Source organism: Rhodobacter flavimaris (assembly GCF_021378075.1).
GTDB lineage: Bacteria > Pseudomonadota > Alphaproteobacteria > Rhodobacterales > Rhodobacteraceae > Rhodobacter > Rhodobacter flavimaris.
This window is the reverse complement of the sequence record NZ_JAJUOS010000005.1, coordinates 58,950-80,607: the sequence shown is the minus strand read 5'-3', so window position 1 is coordinate 80,607 and position 21,658 is coordinate 58,950. Positions and strand designations below refer to the sequence as shown.

Here is a 21,658-nt window from a genome sequence, read left to right as displayed (position 1 = left end):
ACCATGACCGCCCTGCCGTTCTTGCCCGACCGCCCCGAGATGCGCTTTGCCCCGGCAAACGCGGCCAGCCTGCCGCTATGGCTGTGCGAGGGCGACGCCCGCCCCGAGGCACTGACGCCTGCGCAAAGCGCATGGGCGACCGCGCAGGGCTTTACCGCAGCTTTAGGGCAGCTCTGCCTGTTGCCCGCCGAAGATGGCGCGGTGGCCGGGGCCTTGTTCGGTATGGGCAGTGCGGCGAAACGCGCGCGAGGACGGTTCGCGGTCGCGGAGGCGGCAAGCTCCTTGCCCGAAGGCAATTGGCGGATCGAGGGGCTGTCCTCCGCCGCCGAGGCCGAAGAGGCAGCACTTGGTTGGCTGCTAGAGGGCTATCGCTATCGGCGTTATGCGGCGGGCTCGACCCCAAAAGCGCGGCTGATCTGCCCCGAGGGCGTGGATGCCGCCCGGCCTGAGATCATCGCCGAGGGCGAGGCGCTGACCCGCGATCTGATCAACACCCCCGCCAATGACCTTGGCCCGGTCGAGCTTGAGGGCGCCGCGCGGGCACTGGCCGCGCGTCATGGTGCGCATGTGCATACGGTCGAGGGCGAGGCGCTTCTGGCGCAGGGCTTTCCGCTGATCCATGCGGTCGGGCGTGCCAGTACCCGCGCACCGCGTCTGATTGACCTGCGGTGGGGCGAAAGCGGGCCGGAATTGACGCTGGTGGGCAAGGGCGTGTGTTTCGACACCGGAGGGCTCGATATCAAGCCCGCGGCCTCGATGGGGTTGATGAAGAAGGATATGGGCGGGGCGGCCACGGTTCTGGGGCTTGCGCATATGATCATGGGGCTCGGCCTGCCGCTGCGGCTGCGCGTGCTGATCCCTGCGGTCGAGAACGCGGTGGCGGGTGATGCCTTCCGCCCGCAGGACATCTACACCTCGCGCAAGGGTTTGACGGTCGAGATCAACAATACCGATGCCGAGGGGCGCCTGGTGCTGGCCGACGCGCTGGCCCTTGCCGACGAAGAGGCACCCGATCTGATCTTGTGCATGGCGACGCTGACCGGCGCCGCGCGGGTCGCGCTTGGCCCCGACGTGCCGCCTTTCTACACCGATGACGATGATCTTGCCGGGGCGCTTGCGCGCGCAGCGGTGCAGGTCGCGGACCCGCTCTGGCGGATGCCGTTCTGGGCGCCCTACGAGGCGATGATCGAGCCGGGCATCGCCGATCTGGATAACGCGCCCTCGGGCGGGATGGCCGGGTCGATCACGGCGGCGCTCTTCTTGCGCCGGTTTGTCACCGAGACCGAGCGTTTCGCACATTTCGACATCTACGGCTGGCAACCGGCGGCAAAGCCCGGGCGGCCCAAGGGCGGCGTGGGGCAGGGCGCACGCGCCATCCTGGCCGCTTTGCCCGAGGTGCTGGGCCTATGAGCGACCGCCGCCTGACCCCGTTTTCCGGCCGTGTCGCGCTTGAGGCCCTGCGCGGACAGGTCGAGGCCGCGGCCTTCACCAAGGGCGAGGCTGCGCGTCTGGCCTGCCCGGTGACCGACCTGCTGGCCAGCCCCGAGGGTCCACGCGACCGCCAGTTGCTGTTCGGCGCCGATCTGGTGGTGATCGACCGGCAGGGGGCGCATGTCTTCGTGCAATCGGTTGCCGATGGCTATTGCGGTTGGGTGCCCGCCGATTGTCTGGCCGCGCCGCAGCTTGCCACGCACCGGGTGATTGCGCCCGCAACCCATGTCTATCGCGAGGCCTCTATCAAGCGCGGCGAGGCGATGCGCCTGTCCCTGGGGGCGCGCGTGGCCGTACTGGCGCAGGAGGGTGGCTTTGCCCGCACGCCCGAGGGGTTCATTCCGCTCCAGCACCTGCGCGCGTTGGACGATCCGCCCGCCGATCCGGTTACGCTTGCCGAGAGCCTGCTTGGAACGCCCTACCTGTGGGGCGGGAATTCGCGCGACGGCATCGATTGCTCGGGCCTTGTGCAGGTGGCGTTCCATGCCTGCAACCGTCCCTGCGCGGCGGATTCCGATCTGCAACGGGCTGAGTTCGGCGCCTTCCTGCCGCACGGCACCCCGCCGCAGCGGGGCGATCTGTTCTTCTGGCGCGGCCATGTCGCCATCGCGGTCTCGCCCGAGCGGCTGATCCATGCCAATGGCCACACGATGAGCGTCGCCTATGAAGAGATCGGTGCTTGTCTTGCGCGGATCGAGGCTGCGGGCGAGGGGACGTTCTACGGGATCAAGCGCCCTTCCTAGTCGATCGGGCGGATCAGCTTGCGTTCCAGCACGCGCAGCACGGTCGGCAGGTCGTGTCCGCGCTTGAGGATCTGCCCGTCCATGCCCACCACGGCATACATCCCCTGCTTGCTGCGCAGCGCGGGGCGCTTTTCGATGCGGTAGATCGGGTGCTCGGCCGCGCGGCGAAAGATCGAGAAGACCGCCATCTCGCGCAGGAAGCTCATGGCGTAGTCACGCCATTCGCCTGCCGCCACCATGCGTCCATAAACGGACAGGATCGCCCCTAACTCGGTCCGGTCGAAGGCGACCTGCTCGGGGGCAGGGCGCGGGCCGGGGAACGGGGTCGGCGGCTGCATGGTCATGACAGAATGGTGACACCGGGCCTGCGCCAAATCAACCCTCACGAGAGGGGCGCGTTCGCAGGTCGCGAAATTGCCATGGAATCTTCGCGGTCTTGCCCGGGCGCGCACCCCAAAGCTGCCGTGTTTGCAGGCCAGATTGGGGACAGCGGAAATCGCTAAGTCCCCGGCAGGGCGGTCAACAGCCCCCACCGTTCGTCCTGCCGGGGCGCATCACGCGCATTTTTCCGCCCGGCGATTGCCCTTGGTCGCGTTTCGCCCCATCCTGCGCCCATCGCTGCTACGGAGGCCCGCGTGAAACCGATCCGCCTGACGATTGCCCTGGGGTTGATGCTTGTTGCAGGCGTTGCCCTTGCCAAGGAAGACCCGACCAATCCTGTCGTGCTCAAGCGCGTGGAGGCGATGCGGGCGATGAAGGCGCAGGTTACGCTTCTGGGCGATATGGCCGTGGGCAAGGCGCCCTATGACGCCGCGCTGGCCGAGGAAACCGCGGCCGCCTTCACTACGACCGCCGATCTGGTCCCGGTGCTCTTCGACGCGGAAGAGGACGACCCGGCCTCGGACGCGCTGCCCGACATCTGGTTTAACCGGGGCGAGTTCAACCAGAAGGCCGACCGGCTTTACAAGGCGGCGATGGGCCTTGACTGGAAAAGCGCAGGCGGCCTTGCGGCCTCAATGAATGCGGTGAATGCGGCCTGCAAGGATTGCCACGGCCGATTCAAGATGTGACCCCGCTCAGTTGCAGTCGATCTTTTCGATCTTGCCGCTGGCGTCGACGTGGAAATTCAGCCGGTTCGGCCGGAAATCCATGGTGACCATGTCTCCGGGGTGGATGACGCGCAGCGGCACCGCGAATTTCATGCTTGCCAGCACGGTTTCCGACTGCCCGATCAGATCCTGAAGATCCGCGGCGGTGCAGCCGGCTGGCGCTGGTTCCTCGGGCGCGCACCCCGCGAGGGCGGACAGGAGAGCCAGGCCAGCGGCAAGCTTACGCACGCCTTAACCGCAATCGATGTTGAAGATGTTGCCCACGGCATCTAGGCGGAAGACGATGCGCTGCGGGTTGTATTCCTGCGGCTCGATGCCCCGCCATTCGATCACGTTGACCGGGCGGGTGATGCCGAGCGTCGGGATGATCGCGCCGGGCTGGCCGAGGGCCGAGACGTAGTCGATCGCGTGGCAGGTGTCGGGCTCGCGCTGTTCAAGCCCGCCGGTTTGCGTGACGGCCGGGGTCATATAGGGCGCCGGCATGACCGGCGGGGCCTCTTCGATCGGTTCGGACTGGCAGGCCGCCAGCGTTAGCGCCGCGGCCGTCATGACGGTAAATCGGATCAACATGTCGCACCCATTCTTGCGTTCGCCGTGGCAATGCCACAGGGTTTGGCAAAGCTATACTAGGAGAATTTGCCGATGAGAACCCGTGCCGCAGTGGCTGTTGCCCCCGGGAAACCGCTTGAAATCATGGAAGTGAACCTTGAAGGCCCGAAGGCTGGCGAGGTTTTGGTTGAAATCAAGGCCACTGGCATTTGCCACACCGACGAATTCACATTGTCGGGAGCCGACCCCGAGGGCCTGTTCCCGGCGATTCTGGGCCATGAGGGTGCGGGAATCGTGCTTGAGGTCGGTGAGGGCGTGACCACGCTCAAGCCCGGCGATCACGTGATTCCCCTTTATACGCCCGAGTGTCGCCAGTGCCCAAGCTGTCTGAGCCAGAAGACGAACCTCTGCACCGCGATCCGCGCGACGCAGGGTCAGGGCCTGATGCCCGATGGCACGACGCGGTTTTCGATGCTCGATGGGACGCCGATCTATCACTACATGGGCTGCTCGACCTTCGCCAATCACACGGTGATGCCCGAGATCGCGCTGGCCAAGATCCGCGATGACGCGCCCTTCGAGAAGGTCTGCTACATCGGCTGCGGCGTGACGACGGGGATCGGTGCGGTGATCAACACGGCCAAGGTCGAGATCGGCGCCAAGGCGGTCGTCTTCGGTCTGGGCGGGATCGGGTTGAACGTGATCCAGGGCCTGAAGATGGCCGGGGCCGACATGATCATCGGCGTCGATCTGAATGACGGCAAGCGCGAGATGGCCGAGCGGTTCGGCATGACCCATTTCGTGAACCCCTCGAAGATCGAAGGTTCGGTCGTGCAGCATATCGTCGATCTGACCAAGACCCCCTTCGACCAGATTGGCGGGGCGGATTACTCGTTCGACTGCACGGGCAATGTGAAGGTGATGCGCGATGCGCTGGAATGCACCCACCGCGGCTGGGGCGTGTCAGTCATCATCGGCGTGGCGCCGGCCGGAGCCGAGATCCAGACCCGTCCGTTCCAGCTGGTGACGGGCCGGGTGTGGAAGGGCACGGCATTCGGTGGGGCGCGCGGGCGCACCGATGTGCCGGGGATCGTGGATTGGTACATGAACGGCAAGATCGAGATCGACTCGATGATTACCCACACCATGCCGCTTGAGCGGATCAACGAGGCCTTTGATCTGATGCACAAGGGCGAGTCGATTCGCTCGGTCGTGATCTACTAAGGCCAAGGCCGGGGGCTGTCTGCCCCCGGACCCCCGAAGGTATTTTAGCCAAGAAGAAGCCTAGGGGCCGAGGTAGGCCTTGAGGGCTTCGGGCGGGTTGTTCAGCAGACTTTCGGTCGGCTGGGGCGGGAGGGTTTTTCCATCCGCCACGAGGATCGTATCGGGGCAGAGGCTGCGGGCGTCGTCGGGGTCGTGCGAGACCATAAGGATGGTCGTGCCCTGTTCGGCAGCGATTTCGGCCACGAGGACGAGCATCTCGGCCTTAAGGGCGGGGCCCAGGGCGGCGAAGGGTTCATCCAACAGCAGGAGCGGGCGGGCGCGCAGGAGTGCGCGGGCCAGTGCCACGCGCGATTGCTGGCCGCCCGAGAGGGCTGCGGGTTTTCGGTCTTCCAGCCCTTGCAGGCCGGTGCGGGCGAGGGCCTGTGTGATCCGGGCATGGTCGGCGCGGCTGAGGCGCAGTTTGGGGTCGATGCCGAGGCCGAGGTTTTGAACGACGCTGAGGTGCGGGAAGAGGTTTTGGTCCTGAAACAGGATCGAAAGCGGGCGGTCTCCTGGTGCCATCCGGGTCAGGTCGGTCTCGTTCCACAGGATGCGCCCGGCCGTGGGGCGGATGAAGCCCGCGATCGTCGAGAAAAGCGTCGATTTGCCCGCGCCCGAGGGGCCCATCACGGCGATACGCGCGCCGGTGGGCACGCTCAGGTCGGCGGTCAGCGAGAACTCGCCCTGGACGATGTGCAGCTTATCGAGGGTCAGCATGGTGTCCGATCCGGTCGCAGGCCCAGAAGAGGGCGAAGGTGAGGGCCATGAGCAGGCAGGCGGCCGCGGCGGCCTGATCCATTCGATAGGCGCCCATCAGCTGAAAAAGCGCAAGGGGAAGGGTTTGCGTGCGGCCGTCTGAGAAGAGCGTGATCACTCCCAGATCGCCCATCGAGAACGCCGCCGCGATCCCGGTAGAAAACCCCAGCGGGCGGGCGAGGCGCGGTAGTGTCAGGTAGCGCAGGCGGGCAAATCCGCTGAGGCCAAGTGAGGCTGCCAGCCGGTCATAGTCGTTTTGCAGGGTGCGGACCTCGGGCAGAAGGATACGCACGGCGAAGGGCAGGCTGAGCGTGGCGTTGGCGATCAGGGTGACGGGCAGCGTCAGGCTGGTGGGGTTCACGAAGGCGCGGGCGATCAGGAAGAGGCCGGTGCCGATGACCAGCGCCGAGGCGGCCATGGGCAGCATCGCGGCGGTCTCAGCCCAACGGCGGCGGGGGGCGGCCAGCGCAAGGGGCAGGGCCAGCGCCAGCGTCAGTAGGGTCGAGACGGTGGCGAGAGTGAGCGAGATGCGGGTGGCGGCCCAGATTGAGGGGGGCAGATCGGCCAGTGCGGGCAGGCCGCGTACCACGATTGCGCCGATGGGGAGAAGCAGGAATGCCGTTGCCAGCAGGATCGCCAGCCCGTCCTGCATCCGTAGGAGTGCTCCTTGCCCAAGCGGTGTGGCCAGCGGGCGGTCGAGGCCCGCGCCAAAGCTCTCGCCCCGGGTGATCCGTGCGGTGAGGGTAAGCGCCGCGACGCAGATCGCCACCTGCACCAGCGCCAGCGAGGCCGCGCGCCCGAGGTCGAAATCGAAGCGGAAGGCCTGATAGATCGCCACCTCGACCGTGGTGGCGCCGGGGCCGCCGCCCAGGATCAGTGCAACGGCGAAGGAGGTCAGACAGACGAGGAAAATCGCCAGGAAGGCGCCGGGCAGCACGCTGCGCAGCATTGGCCATTCAAGATGGCGCTGGATCTCGTGCGGGCCAAAATCGAGCGAGGCGGCAAGGCGCAGGCGCTCGGACGGGATGGACTGCCAGCCGTGCAGCACCATGCGCGTAGCCAGCGGCAGGTTGAAGAACACATGGGCAACGATGACCCCATGCGCCCCGTAGATCGAGAACTCGGGCAGGCCGAATCCGCCAAGTGCCGCGTTGACCATGCCGCGGCGCCCGAAGACGGCGATCAGCCCCATGACGGCGACGACGGTGGGCAAGATGAAGGGCGCGCCGAGCAACGAGATCAGCGGCCCACGCCCGGCGAAGCGGCGCCGGAACAGGGCGCGGGCGACGGGCAGGGCCAGCAGGCAGGACAGCATGGCCGAGACCGCCGCCTGCCAGAGCGTGAACCACAGCGCCGAGAGATCCCCCCCGCGCAAGCCGCCAAAACCCCCGGCGCGGATCGTCACCGCGCCGAGGGGCACCAGCACCAGCGCCGCAACAAGTGCGGCGGCTAGTGCGGGCCAGATCAGTGCGCGAGCGCCGCTTCCCATTCCGCCAGTGCCGGGACGCGCAGGGCCTCGGCCTCATCCTCGGTGTAGAAGAAGGTCTTTTCCGGGCGCGGCAAGGCGGCGAAGCCCTCGGGCAGGAAGCCCTCTTTGATGACAGCCGGATAGGACCAGTTCGCCATGGCGATCATGCCCTGGAACGCTTCCGACAGGATGTAATCCATGAAGGATTGCGCCAGCTCGGGCGTGTCGGTCGTCTTCATCTGCGCGGCCACCTCGGTCATGAAGTAGTGCCCCTCGGGGAAGATCGCGGCGACCTTGGTGTCATCCTCTTCGGCGATGATGTGATAGGCGGGCGAGGTGGTGAAGCTGAGCACCATATCGGCCTCGCCATCGGTGAAGAGGCCGTAGGCCTCGGACCAGCCGGGCGTGACGGTCAGGATCTTGGGGGCGAGCTTGGCCCAGGCTTCGCCAGCCTTGTCGCCATAGACCGACTTGACCCACAGCAGCAGCGCGAGGCCCGAGATCGAGCTGCGCGGATCCTGAATGGCGATCTTGTAGGCATCGTCCGGCGCGTCCAGAAGCTCTTGGAACGAGGCAGGCGGATTGGCGAGCTTGGTCTTGTCGTAGATGAAGGCCGTCTCGCTCCAGTTGAAAGGCAGGAAGGTGTCGTCATTCCAGGCGATCGGCAGGGTCAGGGCCGAGGTGTCTTCGTTATGCGGTGCGAAAAGCCCGGTCGCGCGGGCGCGGGCCAGAACGTCGGTGTTCAGACCGATGACCACGTCGGCCTCGGTCTTGTCGCCTTCCAGCAGAACGCGCGGCAGCACGTCACCCGCCACGAACTGCAGATCGCAGGCGCAGACCGCCTCAAAGCCCTTCTCGATGGCGGGCCCCGGCCCCCATTCGCTGGTGAAATATTCGGGCGCATAGACAGTGAGCACGGGCTTTTCGTCGGCCAGCGCCGGGCTGGCAGCCAAAAGACCCGCAAGCATCAGAGTTTTCTTCATCTCGTCCTCCAAAGCCGACGGGCGGAGTCGGGGCCGGGATGAACCGGAAACCTTCCCTCCGCCGGTCTTAACCGGTTCAGGTTCAACGGGTTCGCATGACGCATCTCAGCTTGGGCAAAACTGCCCGCAGCACCCCGAGGTAGCGCGCAACATAGGGCAAAGCGGGCCTCTCGCAAGGGAAATCGCTTGAGTGTGGCCCGCCGCGCCTTTATCCGAGGGCGAAAGGAGAGCCGCCATGAGCTTCAACACCTTCGGTCACCTGTTCCGCGTCACCACCTGGGGCGAAAGCCACGGGCCCGCCCTTGGGGCGACGGTGGATGGCTGCCCTCCCGGCATCGAGATCTCGGAAGAGTTCATCCAGGTCTTCCTGGACCGTCGCCGCCCGGGCCAGTCCAAGATGACCACGCAGCGGCAGGAGCCCGATCAGGTGCGCATTCTCTCGGGCGTGTTCGAGGGGAAAAGCACCGGCACCCCGATCCAGCTGATGATCGAGAACACCGACCAGCGCAGCAAGGATTACGGCGAGATCGCGCGGCAGTTCCGCCCGGGCCATGCCGACGTCACCTATCACCAGAAATACGGCATTCGAGACTATCGCGGTGGCGGGCGTTCCAGCGCGCGGGAAACTGCGGCGCGGGTGGCGGCGGGCGGCGTGGCGCAGGCGGTGCTCAAGGCGCTGGTGCCCGATCTGCGGATCACCGGCTACATGGTGCAGATGGGTGCCAAGCATATCGACCGCGCGCGCTTTGACCGCGACGAGATCCTGCGCAACCCGTTCTTCATTCCCGATGCCGACGTGGTGGCCGAATGGGCGGATTATCTCGATGCGATCCGCAAGGGGCACAGCTCGGTCGGGGCGATGATCGAGGTTGTGGCCGAGGGCTGCCCGCCCGGCCTCGGTGCGCCGATCTATGCCAAGATGGACAGCGACCTTGCGGCCGCCATGATGACGATCAACGCCGTGAAGGGCGTCGAGATCGGCGAAGGCATGGCCGCCGCCGCGCTGAGCGGGATCGAGAATGCCGACGAGATCGTCATGGGTCCGAACGGCCCCGAGTATCTGTCGAACCACGCGGGCGGCATTCTGGGCGGAATCACCACCGGCCAGCCCATTGTCGTGCGCTTTTCGGTCAAGCCGACCTCGTCGATCCTGACGCCGCGCCGTTCGGTCAACACGGCGGGCGAAGAGGTCGAGGTCATCACCAAGGGCCGTCACGACCCCTGCGTGGGCATCCGCGCCGTGCCGGTGGCCGAGGCGATGATGGCCTGCGTGATCCTCGATCACTTGCTGCTCGACCGCGCCCAGACCGGCGGCGTGCGCGGCCGCATCGGCTGATCTCGTCGCAGCACCTGTTCCATGCGATGCTTTTCCGACCAGAATCGGGAGGCAGATCATGATCCTTTATCACGCGCCGCGCAGCCGCTCCTCCACCATCGTTGCGCTGATCCATGAGCTTGGCGCCACGGACCGGGTCGAGATCCGTCCTGTGACCATCCCGCGTCAGGACGGCTCGGGCGGGCGCGACCCGCTGAACCCCCACCCCGAGGGCAAGGTGCCCTACCTTGTGACCCCCACCGGACCGGTGCGCGAGCGTGGCGCCATCGTGCTGAGCCTGTGCGAGGCCTTCCCCGAAGCAGGCCTTGCCCCCGGCCCAGGCGAAGAGGGACGGGGTGAGTTCCTCTCGTGGCTGTTCTACTATCAGGGCGTGATCGAGCCCGTGCTGGTGGGGCAGGTGATGGGCGTCGATCACCCGGTCTTTCGCGCCACCTTTCGCGGCCCGGCCGAGATGGCGGAGACATTGCAGGCGGCGCTGGAGAAAGGCCCCTACCTGATGGGCGAGCGTTTCACCGCCGCCGATCTGCTGGTCTTCTCGCCCTTCGGCTGGTTTCCGCAGATCATGCCCGACGTCCCGGTCATCCGCGACTGGGTGGCGCGGGTCATGGCGCGGCCCTCTCTCCAGAAGGTCGCCGAGTGGGATGAGCAGTTGATCGCAGGCTGATCGCCCGGCCTTGCCCCGGCTGAACCGCGCGGTTTATGTTGAGCCGTCCGGCGCGTGGCCGGGACGGAGGGCGCATGGCCGAGGCAGAGACCAAACCGAAGATCCGCAAGGGCCGAAAGTTCGCGCAGGTGCTTGAGGGTGCGCGCACGGTCTTCCTGCGCGACGGGTTCGAGGGTGCCTCCGTCGACGACATCGCGCGTGAGGCGGGCGTGTCGAAAGCCACGCTCTACAGCTATTTCCCCGACAAGCAGCTTCTGTTCATGGAAGTCGCCAAGGCCGAATGCGCCCGTCAGGCTGATGAGGCCGTGGAGCTGATCCACCGCCAGGCCCCGGTGCGCGACGTGCTGCGCTTTGCCGCCGAGAAGATCGTGGCCTTCATGTCCTCGGATTTCGGGCGCGGCATCTTCCGCATCTGCGTCGCCGAAAGCGATCGCTTCCCGCAGCTTGGTCACGAATTCTACCACTCCGGCCCGGTGATGGTGCGCGAGCGGCTGGTGGACTACCTGCGCGAGGCGGCAAGCCGGGGTGAGCTGGTGATCGAGGATTTCGAGCTTGCTGCCGACCAGTTCGCGGAACTGTGCAAGGCCGACATCCATGCGCGGCTGATCTTCGGCGTCGATACCTGCTGCGCGCCCCGCGACGTGAAGCGCACCATCGACGGCGCCATCGAGATGTTCATGGCCCGCTACGGGGCGCCGCGCTGAACGCCCTCAGGCCTTGTCGCGCACGATCAGGTGGTTGCCCGGCCCCTGCTTGACCTCGAAGCGACCGGTCTTTTTGAGCAGATCCGAAAGTTTCGCAGCGCCATAGGTGCGGGTGTCGAAGTCGGGATGCGACAGGGTAATGAACTGCCCCAACTGCCCCAGCGAATACCATTCCTCTTCAAGCCCGATGCGCTTCATCGCGGCGACGACGATGGGGATGGCCTTCGAAGGGGGCAGCTTGGTCGTTTCGCCGCTCGGCGGTTCGGTGGCCGGGGTGCCCGGTTCCGGCGGCGAGGTATCGGCTGGCGTGCTGTCAGCGCCGAGGTTCTCGACATAGATGAAGCGCTTGCACGCGTTGCGAAAGGCCTCGGGGGTCTTCTGCTCGCCGATGCCATAGACGTCCAGCCCCTGTTCGCGAATGCGCGAGGCAAGGCGGGTAAAGTCGCTGTCCGACGAGACCAGCACGAAGCCGTCGAACAGCCCCGAATGCAGGAAATCCATCGCCGCGATTACCAAGCCGATGTCCGAGGCATTCTTGCCCTTGGTGTTCGAGAATTGCTGATCGGCGACCATGCCAAGCGCATTGACCTTCTTTGCCCAACCGGCCAACCGGGCCGAGGACCAGTCGCCGTAGATCCGGCGAACCGAAGCCTCGCCGAGGCCGGAGATCTCTTCAAAAATGGATTCAGCGTAGCTGGCGGGAACGTTGTCTGCGTCGATCAGGACGCATAGGCGCGGGGCGCGAGTGGCGGGCATGGTGCCTCCTTGGATGGGTACACACTAGGCCATTGGGCGTGGCGCCGCCATGCGAAAGCAGTCTGGCGGTGTGCAAAATGAAAAACGCGCCCCAGAGGGCGCGCTTTCCTGTTCAGGATCAAGCTGCGATCAGACGTGCTTGCCTTTGTGCGGCGCCCAGAGGCGCTTGTTGCTCAAGTAGAGCAGCACGGTCAGCAGGCCCAGAAGCATGACGGCGGTGAAGCCCATGTTCTTGCGGCCCATCAGCTTGGGTTCGGCGGTCCACATCAGGAAGGCCGAGACGTCTTCGGCCATCTGCTCGACGGTCGCCGGGGTGCCGTCTTCATACTCGACCAGATCTTCCGAGAGCGGCGGGGTCATGGCAATCCAGCCACCCGGGAAGGCGTGGTTTTCATAGAAGAACGAACCGGCTTCCTCTTTTTCCTCGCCGGTGAAGCCGGTGAGGATGGCCGTGATGTACTCGGGACCACCGATGCCCTTGACGAGCTGGTTGATACCGGTGCCGTAGGGGCCGTGGAAGCCCGCGCGGGCCTTGGCCATCAGCGAAAGGTCCGGACCCATGCCCTCGCCCTTGCGGGTCGGGAACATGTCGGTTTCCTTGCGCGGACGCGGCTCGCCGGAGTCCTTGTCGATGGCCTCGTCGAGTTCGGCGGCGTAGGCGCGCACCCAGTCGGGGTTCATCTGCGGGCCGCCCTCATCCGACAGCGAGCGGATCGGGACAAACTTGAGCCCGTGGCAAGCAGCGCAAACTTCGCGGTAGACTTGGAAGCCACGGCGCAGCTGCTGCTGGTCGTAGCGCCCGAAGGGCCCTTCGAACGAGAAGGCGATATCTTCGATATACGCCTCACCGCCCGCGGCGAAAGCCGAACCGGTGCCAAGCACGAGCGCGGAAACGGCAGAGATCAGAAGTTTTTTCATGATTTCAGGTCCTGTTTCTTACTCGGCCGGGTTGCCGTAGTGGTTGTTGAAGTCTTCTTCGACCGTGGCCGGGATCGGCAGCGGCTTTTCGATGATGCCCAGAAGCGGCAGGATCACGAAGAAGTAGGCGAACCAGTAGGTCGCGCCGATCAGCGAGATGTAGGGGTAGATCCCGTCGGTCGGCATGGCGCCAACCCACATCAGCACGACGAAGTCGATCGCCAGCAGCCAGAACCACCATTTGAACATCGGACGGAACTGACCCGAGCGGACTTTCGAGGTGTCCAGCCACGGAGCCAGGGCCATCGCGATGATCGCGCCGAACATCGCGATAACGCCGAAGAACTTGGCGTCAACGATGCCGAAGGTGATCTTGTTGACCAGGATCACGGCCCAGACGTCGGCCGTGAAGGCCCGCAGGATCGCGTAGAACGGCAGGAAGTACCATTCCGGAACGATATGCGCCGGGGTCGAGAGCGGGTTCGCCTCGATGTAGTTGTCCGGGTGGCCGAGGTAGTTCGGCATGAAACCGACAACCGCGAAGAAGATCGTCAGGACGAGCGCGAGCGCGACCAGATCCTTCACCACGAAGTAGGGCCAGAAGGGCAGGGTGTCTTTCTGGGCTTCCGCTTTCGAGCCGCGACGCACCTCGACACCGGCCGGGTTGTTGTTGCCCGTGGTGTGGAAGGCCCAGATGTGAACGGCGACGAGGGCCGCGATCACGAAGGGCAGCAGGTAGTGCAGCGAGAAGAAGCGGTTGAGCGTGGCGTTGTCCACGGCCGGTCCGCCAAGCAGCCAGGCCTGGATCGCGGGGCCAACGCCCGGGATCGCGCCGAACAGACCGGTGATAACGGTGGCGCCCCAGAACGACATCTGGCCCCACGGCAGCACGTAGCCCATGAAGGCGGTGCCCATCATCATCAGATAGATCACCATGCCGACGATCCAGGTCACTTCGCGCGGAGCCTTGTACGAACCGTAGTAGAGGCCGCGGAAGATGTGGATGTAGACGGCAAGGAAGAACAGCGAGGCGCCGTTGGCATGCATGTAACGGATGGCATAGCCGCCGTTCACGTCACGCATGATATGCTCGACCGAGGCGAAGGCCAGATCGACATGGGGGGTGTAGTGCATCACCAGGACGATGCCGGTGACGATCTGAAGCCCGAGGCAGAACGCCAGGACGATGCCCCAGATCCACCACCAGTTCAGGTTTTTCGGCGTCGGGATCATGATGGTGTCGTAAATCATCGACACGATCGGCAGACGCGAATGCAGCCACTTCTCGATGCCCGTCTTGGGCTCGTAATGGTCGTGCGGAATTCCAGCCATTTAGCTTCTCCCTCAGCCCAGCAGGATCGTGGATTCATCGGTGAACTGGGCCACCGGAATGTCGAGGTTGCGCGGCGCTGGACCCTTGCGGATGCGGCCGGCGGTATCGTAGTGCGAGCCATGGCAGGGGCAGAACCAGCCGCCGAACTCGCCGGCGTCGCCAAGCGGCACGCAGCCCAAGTGGGTGCAAACGCCCATCATCACCAGCCATTCGCCAGCTTCGTCGAGGGTGCGGTTCTCGTCCGAGGCGTCAGCGCCCGGCTTGTTCGCATTCTCGGCCGACTGGTCGATCAGGGTGGTGAGATCGACGGCGCGACCGGCCTCGATTTCATCGGGGGTGCGGCGACGGATGAACACCGGCTTGCCGCGCCATTTGACGGTCAGCTGGGTGCCGGGCTCGACGCCCGAGATATCGACGTAAATCGAGGCGAGCGCCTTGACGTCAGCCGATGCGTTCATCTGGTTCACCAGCGGCCAGACGGCCGCGCCCGCAACCACGGCGCCGGTGCCGGCGGTCGCGTAGTAGAGGAAATCCCTCCGGGTGCCTGCGTGATCTTCTGCGTGGGACACGTATCTTCTCCCTTCCCGGGCCTGAAAATCAGGCCGATACGACTTGCCGGGCCGCACTAAGTGCCGCCGAACATGGGGGGTTCTTTAGCAATCACAAACCTGTCAGTCCAGCAGACATTCACGTGCAGACGTGGCCAATTGCCGCGATGCAACAGTAGCTTGGGTGTTTTGCCGCATGTTGCGCGTATGTTTTGCGCAAACATTGCGAAACCCCCGTGCCATAAGGCGCAGAGGCGGTCGGTATCGGGCGCGCGCGCGACTCAGTCCGGGGCGAGCATGTATCCCAGCCCGCGCACCGTCTGCAGGTAGCGCGGCTCGCGCGGGTCGGGTTCGATCTTGCGGCGCAGGCGGGTGATCTGAACATCGACGGCGCGGTCGCCCGCGCCCTCGTCTGCGGCTCCGGCGCGATCACGGCCCAACTCGTCGATCAGCTCGGCACGGCTGATGACCTCGCCGGAATGCGACGCGAAGATACGCATCAGCGCGACCTCGGTCGCGGTCAGGCGCACCGGCGCGTCGCCCTGCCACAACTCGCCTCGGTCCTGGTCGTAGCGTAGCGGGCCGAGGCTGATGTATTTCGGTCCGGTCTGCACCTCGGTCGGGACGCGCCGCAGAATGGCGTTGATGCGCAGCAAAAGCTCTTTCGGCTCGAAAGGCTTGGCGAGGTAGTCGTCGGCCCCGGCCTCAAGCCCTTCGATGCGGTCGCGCGTCTCGCCGCGCGCGGTCAGCAGCAGGACCGGTGTGGCCACCTTGCGGGCGCGCAGGTCGCGGGTCAGGCTCAGCCCGTCCTCGCCCGGCATCATCACATCCAGCACGATCAGGTTGAACTCAAGCCCCGCCAGCAACCGCCGCGCATGGGCGGCATCGCGCGCGGCCGTCACAAGAAAACCGTTTCGTGCCAAGAACTTGTGTAGAAGCCCCCTGATACGTTCGTCATCGTCCACGATCAGCAGATGCGGAGAATTCGCCGAGCCGCCCATCAAGCGCCGTCCTTCATCATCTGGTAGTGGCGACGCATCTCGAAATCCATCATCGCCTCAAGCACCTGGCGGAAGCCGGCGACGGCCTGCGGCCCCGCGGCGCGATAGGCCGCGCGCATCCGCTCGCGCTGTGCACCAGACAGTTCGCGCTCCAGCGCCTCGCCCTTCTCGGTCAGGAACAGATGCCGCTCGCGCTTGTCCTTGCGGCCAACGCGGCTTTCGACCAGCCCATCCTCGATCAGCGTGCGCAGCACCCGGTTGAGCGATTGCTTGGTCACGCCCAGAACCGACAGAAGCGTGGTTACGGTCAGGCCGGGTTGGCGGTTGATGAAGTGAATGGCGCGGTGATGGGCGCGCCCATAGGCGTATTTCTCGAGGATTCGGTCCGGGTCGGCGGTAAAGCCACGATAGGCGAAGAACATCGCCTCGATGCCCTTGCGTAACTGCTCGTCCGTCAGGAACAGCAGGGTCTCGCCGCCCTGCGTGCCGCTGTCTGCCATGTGTCACCCTCTCTTTTCGGTGATTTTATGTCAGCGTTGTTGACTTTCCAAGAATCAATTGCTACCGAAGCCCACAATTTGCGCAATATTATGTCCGCATCGGACATTTTCTGCGCAATATTCGAAAACCGGGTGATCCGAAGGAGGATAAAATGGCCGGGGCTTATGATGATCGCGATGGCTGGATCTGGATGGATGGTCAGATGGTGGAATGGCGCAACGCCAAGGTCCACATCCTGACCCATGCGCTGCACTATGCCTCGTCCGTCTTTGAGGGCGAGCGCTGCTACAACGGCAAGATCTTCAAGAGCGTCGCGCATTCCGAGCGTCTGCACCGCTCGGCCAACCTCCTGGATATGGAGATCCCCTACACCGTCGAGGAAATCGAGAAGGCCAAGTATGACATGCTGGCCGCGAACGGCTGGAAAGACGCCTACGTGCGCGCCGTTGCCTGGCGTGGCGCGGGCGATGACATGGGTGTCTCGGCCAAGCGCAACCCGGTGCGTCTGGCCGTGGCCGGCTGGGAGTGGGGTAACTATTACGGCGATGCCAAGATGAAAGGCGCCAAGCTCGACATCTCGAAATGGCGCCGCCCCGATCCCAAGACGATCCCGTCCGAGGCCAAGGCCGCCGGTCTCTACATGATCTGCACCATGTCCAAGCACGCCGCCGAGGCCAAGGGCTGCTCGGATGCGCTGATGATGGATTACCGCGGCTATGTGGCCGAGGCGACCGGCGCCAACGTCTTCTTCGTGAAGAACGGCGAAGTGCATACGCCCAAGCCGGATTGCTTCCTGAACGGCATCACCCGTCAGACCGTAATCCAGATGCTGAAGGACAAGGGCATCACCGTGCACGAGCGTCACATCGAGCCGGTGGAACTGGCCGGGTTCGAGCAGTGCTGGCTGACCGGCACCGCCGCCGAGGTCACCCCGGTGGGCCAGATCGGCGACTTCCACTTCGAAGTGGGTGCGCTGACCCGCGACATCTCGGAAAGCTACGAGCGTCTCGTGCGCGCGTGATGCGCGAAAGCACAAATGGAAAGGCGCGCCCTAGGGCGCGCCTTTTTCATTTCGATCTCGCGAAGCTTGAAACGCTCAGACCGCGTCCTTCTGCTCGCGGTCGATGCGCAGATACTCCTGCACCTTGCGCGCACCGCGATCGGCCGGGCGCTGGTTCAGCTCTGTCACCGCAGGATGGATACCTTTCTTGCGTTCGATATCGACGAATCTTTCGGTCCGGGTGCCTTCGGCTTTCGGGGCAGCGTGGTCGGTAATATGACGGGTCATCTTGGCCTCCTCAGCTTGCTTAGTGAGGAACCCTAGCACAACTTTGCCGATTCTGCGACCGGGCCCGATGCCGCATCCAGACCTAGCCCTGCGGCGTCATCACTTTGCGCTGTGCATTGCGCCTCAGGCCCAGTTGATGCTCGCGCCAGATGATCAGCACGCCCGCAAGGATGATCAGCGCCGCGCCCGCCAGCATGACCAGCGTGGGCACCTCGTCGAAGACGAAATAGCCGATCAGCAGCGCGAAGATCATCGAGGCATAGTCGAAGGGCGCCACGATAGAGGCATCCGCATAGCGGTAGCTGGAGGTCAGCAGGATCTGACCCACACCCCCGAGCAGCCCTGTGGCGATCAGCAGCGCGGCTTCGGTGGGCGTCGGCATGACCCAGCCGAAGGGAATGGTGATCAGCGACAGCAGGGTCGAGGTGATCGAGAACCAGAAAACGATGGCCGAGGTCCGCTCGGTCGCGACAAGCTTGCGGATGAAAACCTGCGCCAGCGCCGCGCAAAGCGCCCCCATCAGAACCAGCATCGCACCAAGGGCTTCCCGGTGCCCCGAGTCGCCTACGGCACCGAGCCGCGGGGACAGCACGATCAAAACACCCGCCAGCCCGAGCGCAACGGCAGACAGGCGGAAGGCGCGCACTTCCTCGCCCAGGAACATCGCGGCGAAAACCACGACCAGCAGCGGGCTTGCATAACCGATCGCGGTGACCTCGGGCAGGGGTAGCAACACCAGACCGGCGAAGCCGAAGCCCATCGCCGAGGTGCCGACAACCCCGCGCCAGACATGGCCCATCGGGTTGCTCACCCGCAGGCCCTGGCCCAACTCGCGCCGCCAGGCCAGCCAGCCCAGGATCACCGGAATTGCGAAGGCCGAGCGGAAGAACACCGTCTCGCCCGCCGGGATCGCCCCCCCGGTGGCCTTGATCAGCGCCGACATGACGATGAAGACCAGTACCGAGATCACCTTGAACAGGATGCCTGTCAGGGGCGAGTGTTGCAGGCTCGAAGCCGCGGGTGTCGGGGTGCTTGGTTTCATGCAGTGACGGTAGCCCGGATGTTCGCGAAGAAAAGCGGAAAGGCTGTATCCCTTACAATTCCGCTTCGGGTTCAGGGCTTCAGCCGCTCTGCCGCCCAATGCGCGGCGTCCGCTACCGCCGCATCCGGATCATCGCGCAGCCCAAGCGCCAGCGGCCGCAGCGCTGAATTCCCGGAATTGCCGATCGCATAAAGCACGTTGCGCACCATGCGGTCGCGCCCGATCCGCTTAATCGGCGATCCCGCGAACCGCGCCCGGAATGCCGCATCGTCCAGCACCACGAGTTCGGCAAGCGTCGGCGCGCCGATCCGGTTCTCATAACCGATTTCACGCGCCTCGGCGGCGAATTTGTTCCAGGGGCAGGCGGCCAGACAGTCGTCGCAGCCATAGATCCGGTTGCCCATCAGCCCGCGCAATTCGGGATCGACCGGCCCCTTGTGCTCGATCGTCAGGTAGGAAATGCAACGCCGCGCATCTAGCCGGTAGGGCGCCGGAAAGGCCCCGGTCGGGCAGGCATCCAGACAGGCACGACAGTTGCCGCAATGGCTGACCTCGGGCTCATCCGGCGCCAGCTCCAGCGTCGTAAAGATCGCGCCCAGAAAAAACCAACTCCCCAGATCCCGCGCCAAGAGGTTCGTATGCTTGCCCTGCCACCCCAGACCCGAGGCCTGCCCAAGTGGCTTTTCCATCACCGGGGCGGTATCGACGAAAACCTTGATCTCACCCATAACCCCGCGCCGCCCGGCCTCCTCAAGCAGCCATCGCCCGACGCGCTTGAGCCGCTTCTTGACCAGGTCATGGTAATCCTTGCCGCGCGCATAAACGCTGATCACCCCGTGATCCCGACGCGCCACCGCCGCCATCGGATCCTCCTCGGGCGTGTAGACCTCGGCTAACATCACGACGGAACGCGCCTCAGGCCAAAGCGCCGCCGGGTAGCCGCGCCAGCCCATACGCTCAGCCATCCAGCCCATCTGCCCGTGCATTCCGCTGCCGACGAAGGCCTCCAACCGCACGGCTGCCTCGGGACTCGCATCGGGACGGGTCACCCGCAGCTTCGAAAACCCTTCCTCAAGGGCTTTACGGGTCAGCGCAGCTTTCAGATCCGTCACGGGCCTTTCCCTTCAATGTGGCGAAAATATCCCGGGGGTCCGGGGGCAGCGCCCCCGGCTGCGCTCAGAAATCCAACTCGGCATATTGCGGCGAGGGCGGCATGCCCGGCAACTGATCCGCCAGCAGCGACCGGAACGCCGGGCGCGACTTGATCTTGGCATACCAGTCCTTGACTGTTTCCGAGCGGTTCCAGTCTACGTCCGAGATATAATCCAGACAGCTCAGATGCGCGGCCGCCGCAAAATCGGCCAGGGTCATGCTGTCCCCCGCCAACCAGCGCCGCTGATCCAAAAGCCACCCCATGTAATCGAGGTGATACTTGATGGCGCCAAGCCCTTCCTTGACGGTCTTGCTGTCCGGATATCCCTTCTTCATGACCTTCTTCCAGACCCGCTCGCCCATCACCTTGCGGGTAACTTCCTCGTTGAACTTGTCGTCGAACCAGGCGCAGAGTCGGCGCACCTCGTAGCGCGCCTCGGCGTCGCGCGGCATCAGGGGCGGCTGCGGCGCGGTCTCTTCCAGATACTCGCAGATCGCCTGGCTTTCGCTCATGACGCGAGAATCGAGACGCAATACCGGCACCTTCCCCGCCGGGTTGCGGCGCAGAAAATCGGGATGCTGCTCCCAGTAACGCTCCTCGACCAATTCGACCTCGATCTTCTTCTCGGCCAGCGTCAGGCGGACCTTGCGGCAAAAGGGCGAGAGCGCGACGTGATAAAGTCGGTTCATGAGGATACTCGGAAGAAACGGGTTTCTTCCCTGATAGCGGGCAGGCGCGGGGCGTTCAATGCTTGGCGCCCGCACAGCGCGCCTCTTGCCCGGATTTCCGCCGTTTCTTCGGCGCGGGCTCGGGGAGTGCCGCTTCCATGACCGCGATCAGACCGGTCAACCAGCCGGCATCCTCCTACTCATCCGCCTCGATCCGCCACCAAGGCTTGGCGCCGGGGTAGGGAAAGCCCTCGACCGGGTCGCCAAGATAGGCACTCGCCTCGGGGATCTGACGTACGAAAAGCGCATCGTCACAAAGCAGCGCGACCGTCTTGCCACCCGCATAGACGGCATATTCGCCGAACATGGGCCGCAGTCGCACCCGGTCCCCCAATTGCTCCAACAGGAACTCGGCGGTTTCCGGGCTGGTCGCCATCAGAAACTGCGCCGCGCCCGAAGTGCGGCCTGAATCGTGCCATCGTCGAGGTAATCAAGCTCCCCCCCGATCGGCACGCCCTGCGCAAGGCTCGTGATCCGCAGATCGCGGCCTTCAAGCGCCTCGGCGATGTAATGCGCGGTGGTCTGCCCCTCGACCGTGGCGTTGAGCGCAAGGATCACCTCGCGCACGCCCTCGGTGCCGACGCGCTCGATCAGCGTCGGAATGCCGAGTTCTTCCGGGCCAACGGCGTCCAGCGCGCTCAGCGTGCCGCCAAGCACATGGTAGCGCCCCTTGAAGGCGCCGCCGCGCTCCATTGCCCAAAGATCGGCGACATCCTCTACCACGCAGATCTCGCCGGTCGCGCGGGCCGGGTTCTCGCAGATGTCGCACACCGCGCCGACCGAGATATTGCCGCAACGCGCGCATTCCCGGGCGGTCTCGGCGACATGGGCCATCATCTGCGCAAGTGGCGCCATCAGGCCGGCGCGCTTGCGGATCAGGTGCAGCACCGCGCGCCGGGCCGAGCGGGGCCCAAGCCCCGGCAGTCGCGCCATCAGCGCGATCAGCTCCTCGATCTCGTCGCGCGCGCCGCTCATCTCAGGTCGGCAGCGGCATGTCGGTGGGCAGGCCAAGCTCCTGAAGCAGTTTCTTCTGCTCATCGATCTCGCGCTGCCGGGCCTTGTGCTGCGCTTCCTTGATCGCGGCAAGGATCAGGTCCTCGACCACTTCCTTTTCCGAGGCGACGAGGATCGAGGGGTCAATCGACAGCCCGGTCAGCTCGCCCTTGGCCGTGGCGCGCGCCTGCACCAGCCCCGCCCCGGATTCGCCCACGACGATGATTGTGCTCAACTCTTCCTGAAGCGCCGCCATGCGCTCTTGCATATCCTTGGCGGCCTTCATCATCTTGGCCATGTCGCCCAACTGGCCCAAGCCCTTGAACATCGC

General features: G+C 65.1%; 27 protein-coding genes and 1 riboswitch. Of the genes, 8 read left to right on the top strand and 19 right to left on the bottom strand.

Annotation, left to right across the window (positions count from 1 at the left end; all coding sequences use genetic code 11):
- The first annotated feature begins 3 nt into the window (after positions 1–3).
- Positions 4–1,410, top strand: a complete 1,407-nt coding sequence (locus LZA78_RS08190; protein WP_233676448.1) for a leucyl aminopeptidase family protein — start codon at positions 4–6, stop codon at positions 1,408–1,410.
- Entirely contained in the window at positions 1,407–2,234 is an 828-nt protein-coding gene (locus LZA78_RS08185; RefSeq protein WP_233676447.1) for a C40 family peptidase, read from the top strand. The genes LZA78_RS08190 and LZA78_RS08185 overlap by 4 nt, the downstream gene beginning before the upstream one ends.
- Here the strand turns inward: LZA78_RS08185 and LZA78_RS08180 are convergent.
- Positions 2,231–2,578 carry a DUF2794 domain-containing protein gene (locus LZA78_RS08180; RefSeq protein ID WP_233676446.1) on the bottom strand — a complete coding sequence of 116 codons (348 nt, stop codon included), beginning with the start codon at positions 2,576–2,578 and terminating at the stop codon, positions 2,231–2,233. The two genes, LZA78_RS08185 and LZA78_RS08180, sit on opposite strands and share 4 nt — an antisense overlap.
- Positions 2,579–2,869: 291 nt before the next feature.
- Here LZA78_RS08180 and LZA78_RS08175 point away from each other — a divergent pair, with 291 nt between their 5' ends.
- A complete protein-coding gene (locus LZA78_RS08175; RefSeq protein ID WP_233676445.1) occupies positions 2,870–3,304 on the top strand; it encodes a c-type cytochrome in 435 nt (144 codons plus the stop codon).
- Between the two features lie 6 nt (positions 3,305–3,310).
- Here the strand turns inward: LZA78_RS08175 and LZA78_RS08170 are convergent, their stop codons facing one another.
- Both LZA78_RS08170 and LZA78_RS08165 read right to left on the bottom strand, forming a co-directional pair.
- The gene (locus tag LZA78_RS08170; protein WP_233676444.1) at positions 3,311–3,571 is read right to left on the bottom strand and encodes an I78 family peptidase inhibitor; all 261 of its coding nucleotides are present in this window, start codon (positions 3,569–3,571) and stop codon (positions 3,311–3,313) included.
- Between the two features lie 3 nt (positions 3,572–3,574).
- Positions 3,575–3,913 carry a hypothetical protein gene (locus tag LZA78_RS08165; RefSeq protein WP_233676443.1) on the bottom strand — a complete coding sequence of 113 codons (339 nt, stop codon included), beginning with the start codon at positions 3,911–3,913 and terminating at the stop codon, positions 3,575–3,577.
- Between the two features lie 72 nt (positions 3,914–3,985).
- On the opposite strand from LZA78_RS08165, the gene LZA78_RS08160 reads away from it, so the two are divergent.
- Positions 3,986–5,116 carry an S-(hydroxymethyl)glutathione dehydrogenase/class III alcohol dehydrogenase gene (locus LZA78_RS08160; protein WP_233676442.1) on the top strand — a complete coding sequence of 377 codons (1,131 nt, stop codon included), beginning with the start codon at positions 3,986–3,988 and terminating at the stop codon, positions 5,114–5,116.
- A gap of 60 nt (positions 5,117–5,176) precedes the next feature.
- Here LZA78_RS08160 and LZA78_RS08155 read toward each other — a convergent pair whose 3' ends face one another.
- The 3 genes from LZA78_RS08155 to thiB are packed head-to-tail and all read right to left on the bottom strand — an operon-like array spanning position 5,177 to position 8,362.
- Positions 5,177–5,872, bottom strand: a complete 696-nt coding sequence (locus LZA78_RS08155; RefSeq protein ID WP_233676441.1) for a thiamine ABC transporter ATP-binding protein — start codon at positions 5,870–5,872, stop codon at positions 5,177–5,179.
- Positions 5,856–7,400, bottom strand: coding sequence for a thiamine/thiamine pyrophosphate ABC transporter permease ThiP (locus LZA78_RS08150; protein ID WP_233676440.1), 1,545 nt, complete (start codon positions 7,398–7,400; stop codon positions 5,856–5,858). The genes LZA78_RS08155 and LZA78_RS08150 overlap by 17 nt, the downstream gene beginning before the upstream one ends.
- On the bottom strand, positions 7,376–8,362 hold the full coding sequence (gene thiB / locus LZA78_RS08145; protein ID WP_233676439.1) for a thiamine ABC transporter substrate binding subunit: 987 nt from the start codon (positions 8,360–8,362) through the stop codon (positions 7,376–7,378). Before thiB ends, LZA78_RS08150 begins: the two co-directional genes overlap by 25 nt.
- A gap of 36 nt (positions 8,363–8,398) precedes the next feature.
- Positions 8,399–8,509, bottom strand: a riboswitch (TPP riboswitch).
- A gap of 88 nt (positions 8,510–8,597) precedes the next feature.
- Here thiB and aroC point away from each other — a divergent pair.
- The 3 genes from aroC to LZA78_RS08130 all read left to right on the top strand — a co-directional run bounded on the left by aroC (position 8,598) and on the right by LZA78_RS08130 (position 11,066).
- Positions 8,598–9,698, top strand: coding sequence for a chorismate synthase (gene aroC / locus LZA78_RS08140; RefSeq protein ID WP_233676438.1), 1,101 nt, complete (start codon positions 8,598–8,600; stop codon positions 9,696–9,698).
- Between the two features lie 58 nt (positions 9,699–9,756).
- Complete coding sequence (locus LZA78_RS08135; protein ID WP_255697268.1) at positions 9,757–10,362, top strand: glutathione S-transferase family protein; 606 nt, start codon at positions 9,757–9,759, stop codon at positions 10,360–10,362.
- Between the two features lie 74 nt (positions 10,363–10,436).
- The gene (locus tag LZA78_RS08130; RefSeq protein ID WP_233676437.1) at positions 10,437–11,066 is read left to right on the top strand and encodes a TetR/AcrR family transcriptional regulator; all 630 of its coding nucleotides are present in this window, start codon (positions 10,437–10,439) and stop codon (positions 11,064–11,066) included.
- Between the two features lie 6 nt (positions 11,067–11,072).
- Here the strand turns inward: LZA78_RS08130 and LZA78_RS08125 are convergent, their stop codons facing one another.
- The 6 genes from LZA78_RS08125 to LZA78_RS08100 all read right to left on the bottom strand — a co-directional run bounded on the left by LZA78_RS08125 (position 11,073) and on the right by LZA78_RS08100 (position 16,122).
- Positions 11,073–11,822 (bottom strand): NYN domain-containing protein, encoded by a 750-nt coding sequence (locus tag LZA78_RS08125; RefSeq protein WP_233676436.1) that lies wholly within the window; start codon positions 11,820–11,822, stop codon positions 11,073–11,075.
- 129 nt (positions 11,823–11,951) lie between these two features.
- Positions 11,952–12,743 (bottom strand): cytochrome c1, encoded by a 792-nt coding sequence (locus LZA78_RS08120; RefSeq protein ID WP_233676584.1) that lies wholly within the window; start codon positions 12,741–12,743, stop codon positions 11,952–11,954.
- Positions 12,744–12,758: 15 nt separating this feature from the next.
- Positions 12,759–14,072, bottom strand: coding sequence for a cytochrome b (gene petB, locus LZA78_RS08115; protein WP_233676435.1), 1,314 nt, complete (start codon positions 14,070–14,072; stop codon positions 12,759–12,761).
- 12 nt (positions 14,073–14,084) lie between these two features.
- Positions 14,085–14,642: a ubiquinol-cytochrome c reductase iron-sulfur subunit gene (petA, locus tag LZA78_RS08110; RefSeq protein WP_233676434.1), complete on the bottom strand. Its 558-nt coding sequence runs from the start codon at positions 14,640–14,642 to the stop codon at positions 14,085–14,087.
- 260 nt (positions 14,643–14,902) lie between these two features.
- A complete protein-coding gene (locus LZA78_RS08105) occupies positions 14,903–15,622 on the bottom strand; it encodes a response regulator (protein ID WP_233676433.1) in 720 nt (239 codons plus the stop codon).
- Complete coding sequence (locus LZA78_RS08100; protein WP_233676432.1) at positions 15,622–16,122, bottom strand: MarR family winged helix-turn-helix transcriptional regulator; 501 nt, start codon at positions 16,120–16,122, stop codon at positions 15,622–15,624. Before LZA78_RS08100 ends, LZA78_RS08105 begins: the two co-directional genes overlap by 1 nt.
- A 152-nt stretch (positions 16,123–16,274) precedes the next feature.
- Between LZA78_RS08100 and LZA78_RS08095 the strand changes: the two genes are divergently transcribed.
- A complete protein-coding gene (locus tag LZA78_RS08095; RefSeq protein WP_233676431.1) occupies positions 16,275–17,144 on the top strand; it encodes a branched-chain amino acid aminotransferase in 870 nt (289 codons plus the stop codon).
- Between the two features lie 75 nt (positions 17,145–17,219).
- Here the strand turns inward: LZA78_RS08095 and LZA78_RS08090 are convergent, their stop codons facing one another.
- The 7 genes from LZA78_RS08090 to LZA78_RS08060 form a co-directional block, all read right to left on the bottom strand.
- Positions 17,220–17,411 carry a hypothetical protein gene (locus LZA78_RS08090; protein WP_233676430.1) on the bottom strand — a complete coding sequence of 64 codons (192 nt, stop codon included), beginning with the start codon at positions 17,409–17,411 and terminating at the stop codon, positions 17,220–17,222.
- Between the two features lie 82 nt (positions 17,412–17,493).
- Complete coding sequence (locus LZA78_RS08085) at positions 17,494–18,453, bottom strand: DMT family transporter (protein ID WP_233676429.1); 960 nt, start codon at positions 18,451–18,453, stop codon at positions 17,494–17,496.
- 71 nt (positions 18,454–18,524) lie between these two features.
- Positions 18,525–19,565, bottom strand: coding sequence for a tRNA epoxyqueuosine(34) reductase QueG (gene queG, locus LZA78_RS08080; RefSeq protein ID WP_233676428.1), 1,041 nt, complete (start codon positions 19,563–19,565; stop codon positions 18,525–18,527).
- Positions 19,566–19,629: 64 nt separating this feature from the next.
- Positions 19,630–20,295: an FtsZ-binding protein FzlA gene (gene fzlA / locus LZA78_RS08075; RefSeq protein WP_233676427.1), complete on the bottom strand. Its 666-nt coding sequence runs from the start codon at positions 20,293–20,295 to the stop codon at positions 19,630–19,632.
- A gap of 175 nt (positions 20,296–20,470) precedes the next feature.
- Entirely contained in the window at positions 20,471–20,710 is a 240-nt protein-coding gene (locus tag LZA78_RS08070; RefSeq protein ID WP_233676426.1) for a TfoX/Sxy family protein, read from the bottom strand.
- The gene (gene recR, locus LZA78_RS08065) at positions 20,710–21,309 is read right to left on the bottom strand and encodes a recombination mediator RecR (protein WP_233676425.1); all 600 of its coding nucleotides are present in this window, start codon (positions 21,307–21,309) and stop codon (positions 20,710–20,712) included. Before recR ends, LZA78_RS08070 begins: the two co-directional genes overlap by 1 nt.
- A 1-nt stretch (position 21,310) precedes the next feature.
- Entirely contained in the window at positions 21,311–21,655 is a 345-nt protein-coding gene (locus LZA78_RS08060) for a YbaB/EbfC family nucleoid-associated protein (protein ID WP_233676424.1), read from the bottom strand.
- Positions 21,656–21,658 lie beyond the last annotated feature (3 nt).

Bases quoted from the DNA above. Each gene is read 5' to 3' on its own strand.
- fzlA (WP_233676427.1), bottom strand. From the start codon at position 20,295: ATGAACCGACTTTATCACGTCGCGCTCTCGCCCTTTTGCCGCAAGGTC.
- LZA78_RS08160 (WP_233676442.1), top strand. From the start codon at position 3,986: ATGAGAACCCGTGCCGCAGTGGCTGTTGCCCCCGGGAAACCGCTTGAA.
- LZA78_RS08060 (WP_233676424.1), bottom strand. From the start codon at position 21,655: ATGTTCAAGGGCTTGGGCCAGTTGGGCGACATGGCCAAGATGATGAAG.
- LZA78_RS08135 (WP_255697268.1), top strand. From the start codon at position 9,757: ATGATCCTTTATCACGCGCCGCGCAGCCGCTCCTCCACCATCGTTGCG.
- thiB (WP_233676439.1), bottom strand. From the start codon at position 8,362: ATGAAGAAAACTCTGATGCTTGCGGGTCTTTTGGCTGCCAGCCCGGCG.
- LZA78_RS08070 (WP_233676426.1), bottom strand. From the start codon at position 20,710: ATGGCGACCAGCCCGGAAACCGCCGAGTTCCTGTTGGAGCAATTGGGG.
- LZA78_RS08150 (WP_233676440.1), bottom strand. From the start codon at position 7,400: ATGGGAAGCGGCGCTCGCGCACTGATCTGGCCCGCACTAGCCGCCGCA.
- LZA78_RS08190 (WP_233676448.1), top strand. From the start codon at position 4: ATGACCGCCCTGCCGTTCTTGCCCGACCGCCCCGAGATGCGCTTTGCC.
- LZA78_RS08165 (WP_233676443.1), bottom strand. From the start codon at position 3,913: ATGTTGATCCGATTTACCGTCATGACGGCCGCGGCGCTAACGCTGGCG.
- LZA78_RS08185 (WP_233676447.1), top strand. From the start codon at position 1,407: ATGAGCGACCGCCGCCTGACCCCGTTTTCCGGCCGTGTCGCGCTTGAG.
- LZA78_RS08105 (WP_233676433.1), bottom strand. From the start codon at position 15,622: ATGGGCGGCTCGGCGAATTCTCCGCATCTGCTGATCGTGGACGATGAC.
- aroC (WP_233676438.1), top strand. From the start codon at position 8,598: ATGAGCTTCAACACCTTCGGTCACCTGTTCCGCGTCACCACCTGGGGC.
- LZA78_RS08095 (WP_233676431.1), top strand. From the start codon at position 16,275: ATGGCCGGGGCTTATGATGATCGCGATGGCTGGATCTGGATGGATGGT.
- LZA78_RS08180 (WP_233676446.1), bottom strand. From the start codon at position 2,578: ATGACCATGCAGCCGCCGACCCCGTTCCCCGGCCCGCGCCCTGCCCCC.
- LZA78_RS08130 (WP_233676437.1), top strand. From the start codon at position 10,437: ATGGCCGAGGCAGAGACCAAACCGAAGATCCGCAAGGGCCGAAAGTTC.
- LZA78_RS08155 (WP_233676441.1), bottom strand. From the start codon at position 5,872: ATGCTGACCCTCGATAAGCTGCACATCGTCCAGGGCGAGTTCTCGCTG.
- petB (WP_233676435.1), bottom strand. From the start codon at position 14,072: ATGGCTGGAATTCCGCACGACCATTACGAGCCCAAGACGGGCATCGAG.
- LZA78_RS08085 (WP_233676429.1), bottom strand. From the start codon at position 18,453: ATGAAACCAAGCACCCCGACACCCGCGGCTTCGAGCCTGCAACACTCG.
- LZA78_RS08125 (WP_233676436.1), bottom strand. From the start codon at position 11,822: ATGCCCGCCACTCGCGCCCCGCGCCTATGCGTCCTGATCGACGCAGAC.
- recR (WP_233676425.1), bottom strand. From the start codon at position 21,309: ATGAGCGGCGCGCGCGACGAGATCGAGGAGCTGATCGCGCTGATGGCG.
- LZA78_RS08090 (WP_233676430.1), bottom strand. From the start codon at position 17,411: ATGACCCGTCATATTACCGACCACGCTGCCCCGAAAGCCGAAGGCACC.
- LZA78_RS08100 (WP_233676432.1), bottom strand. From the start codon at position 16,122: ATGGCAGACAGCGGCACGCAGGGCGGCGAGACCCTGCTGTTCCTGACG.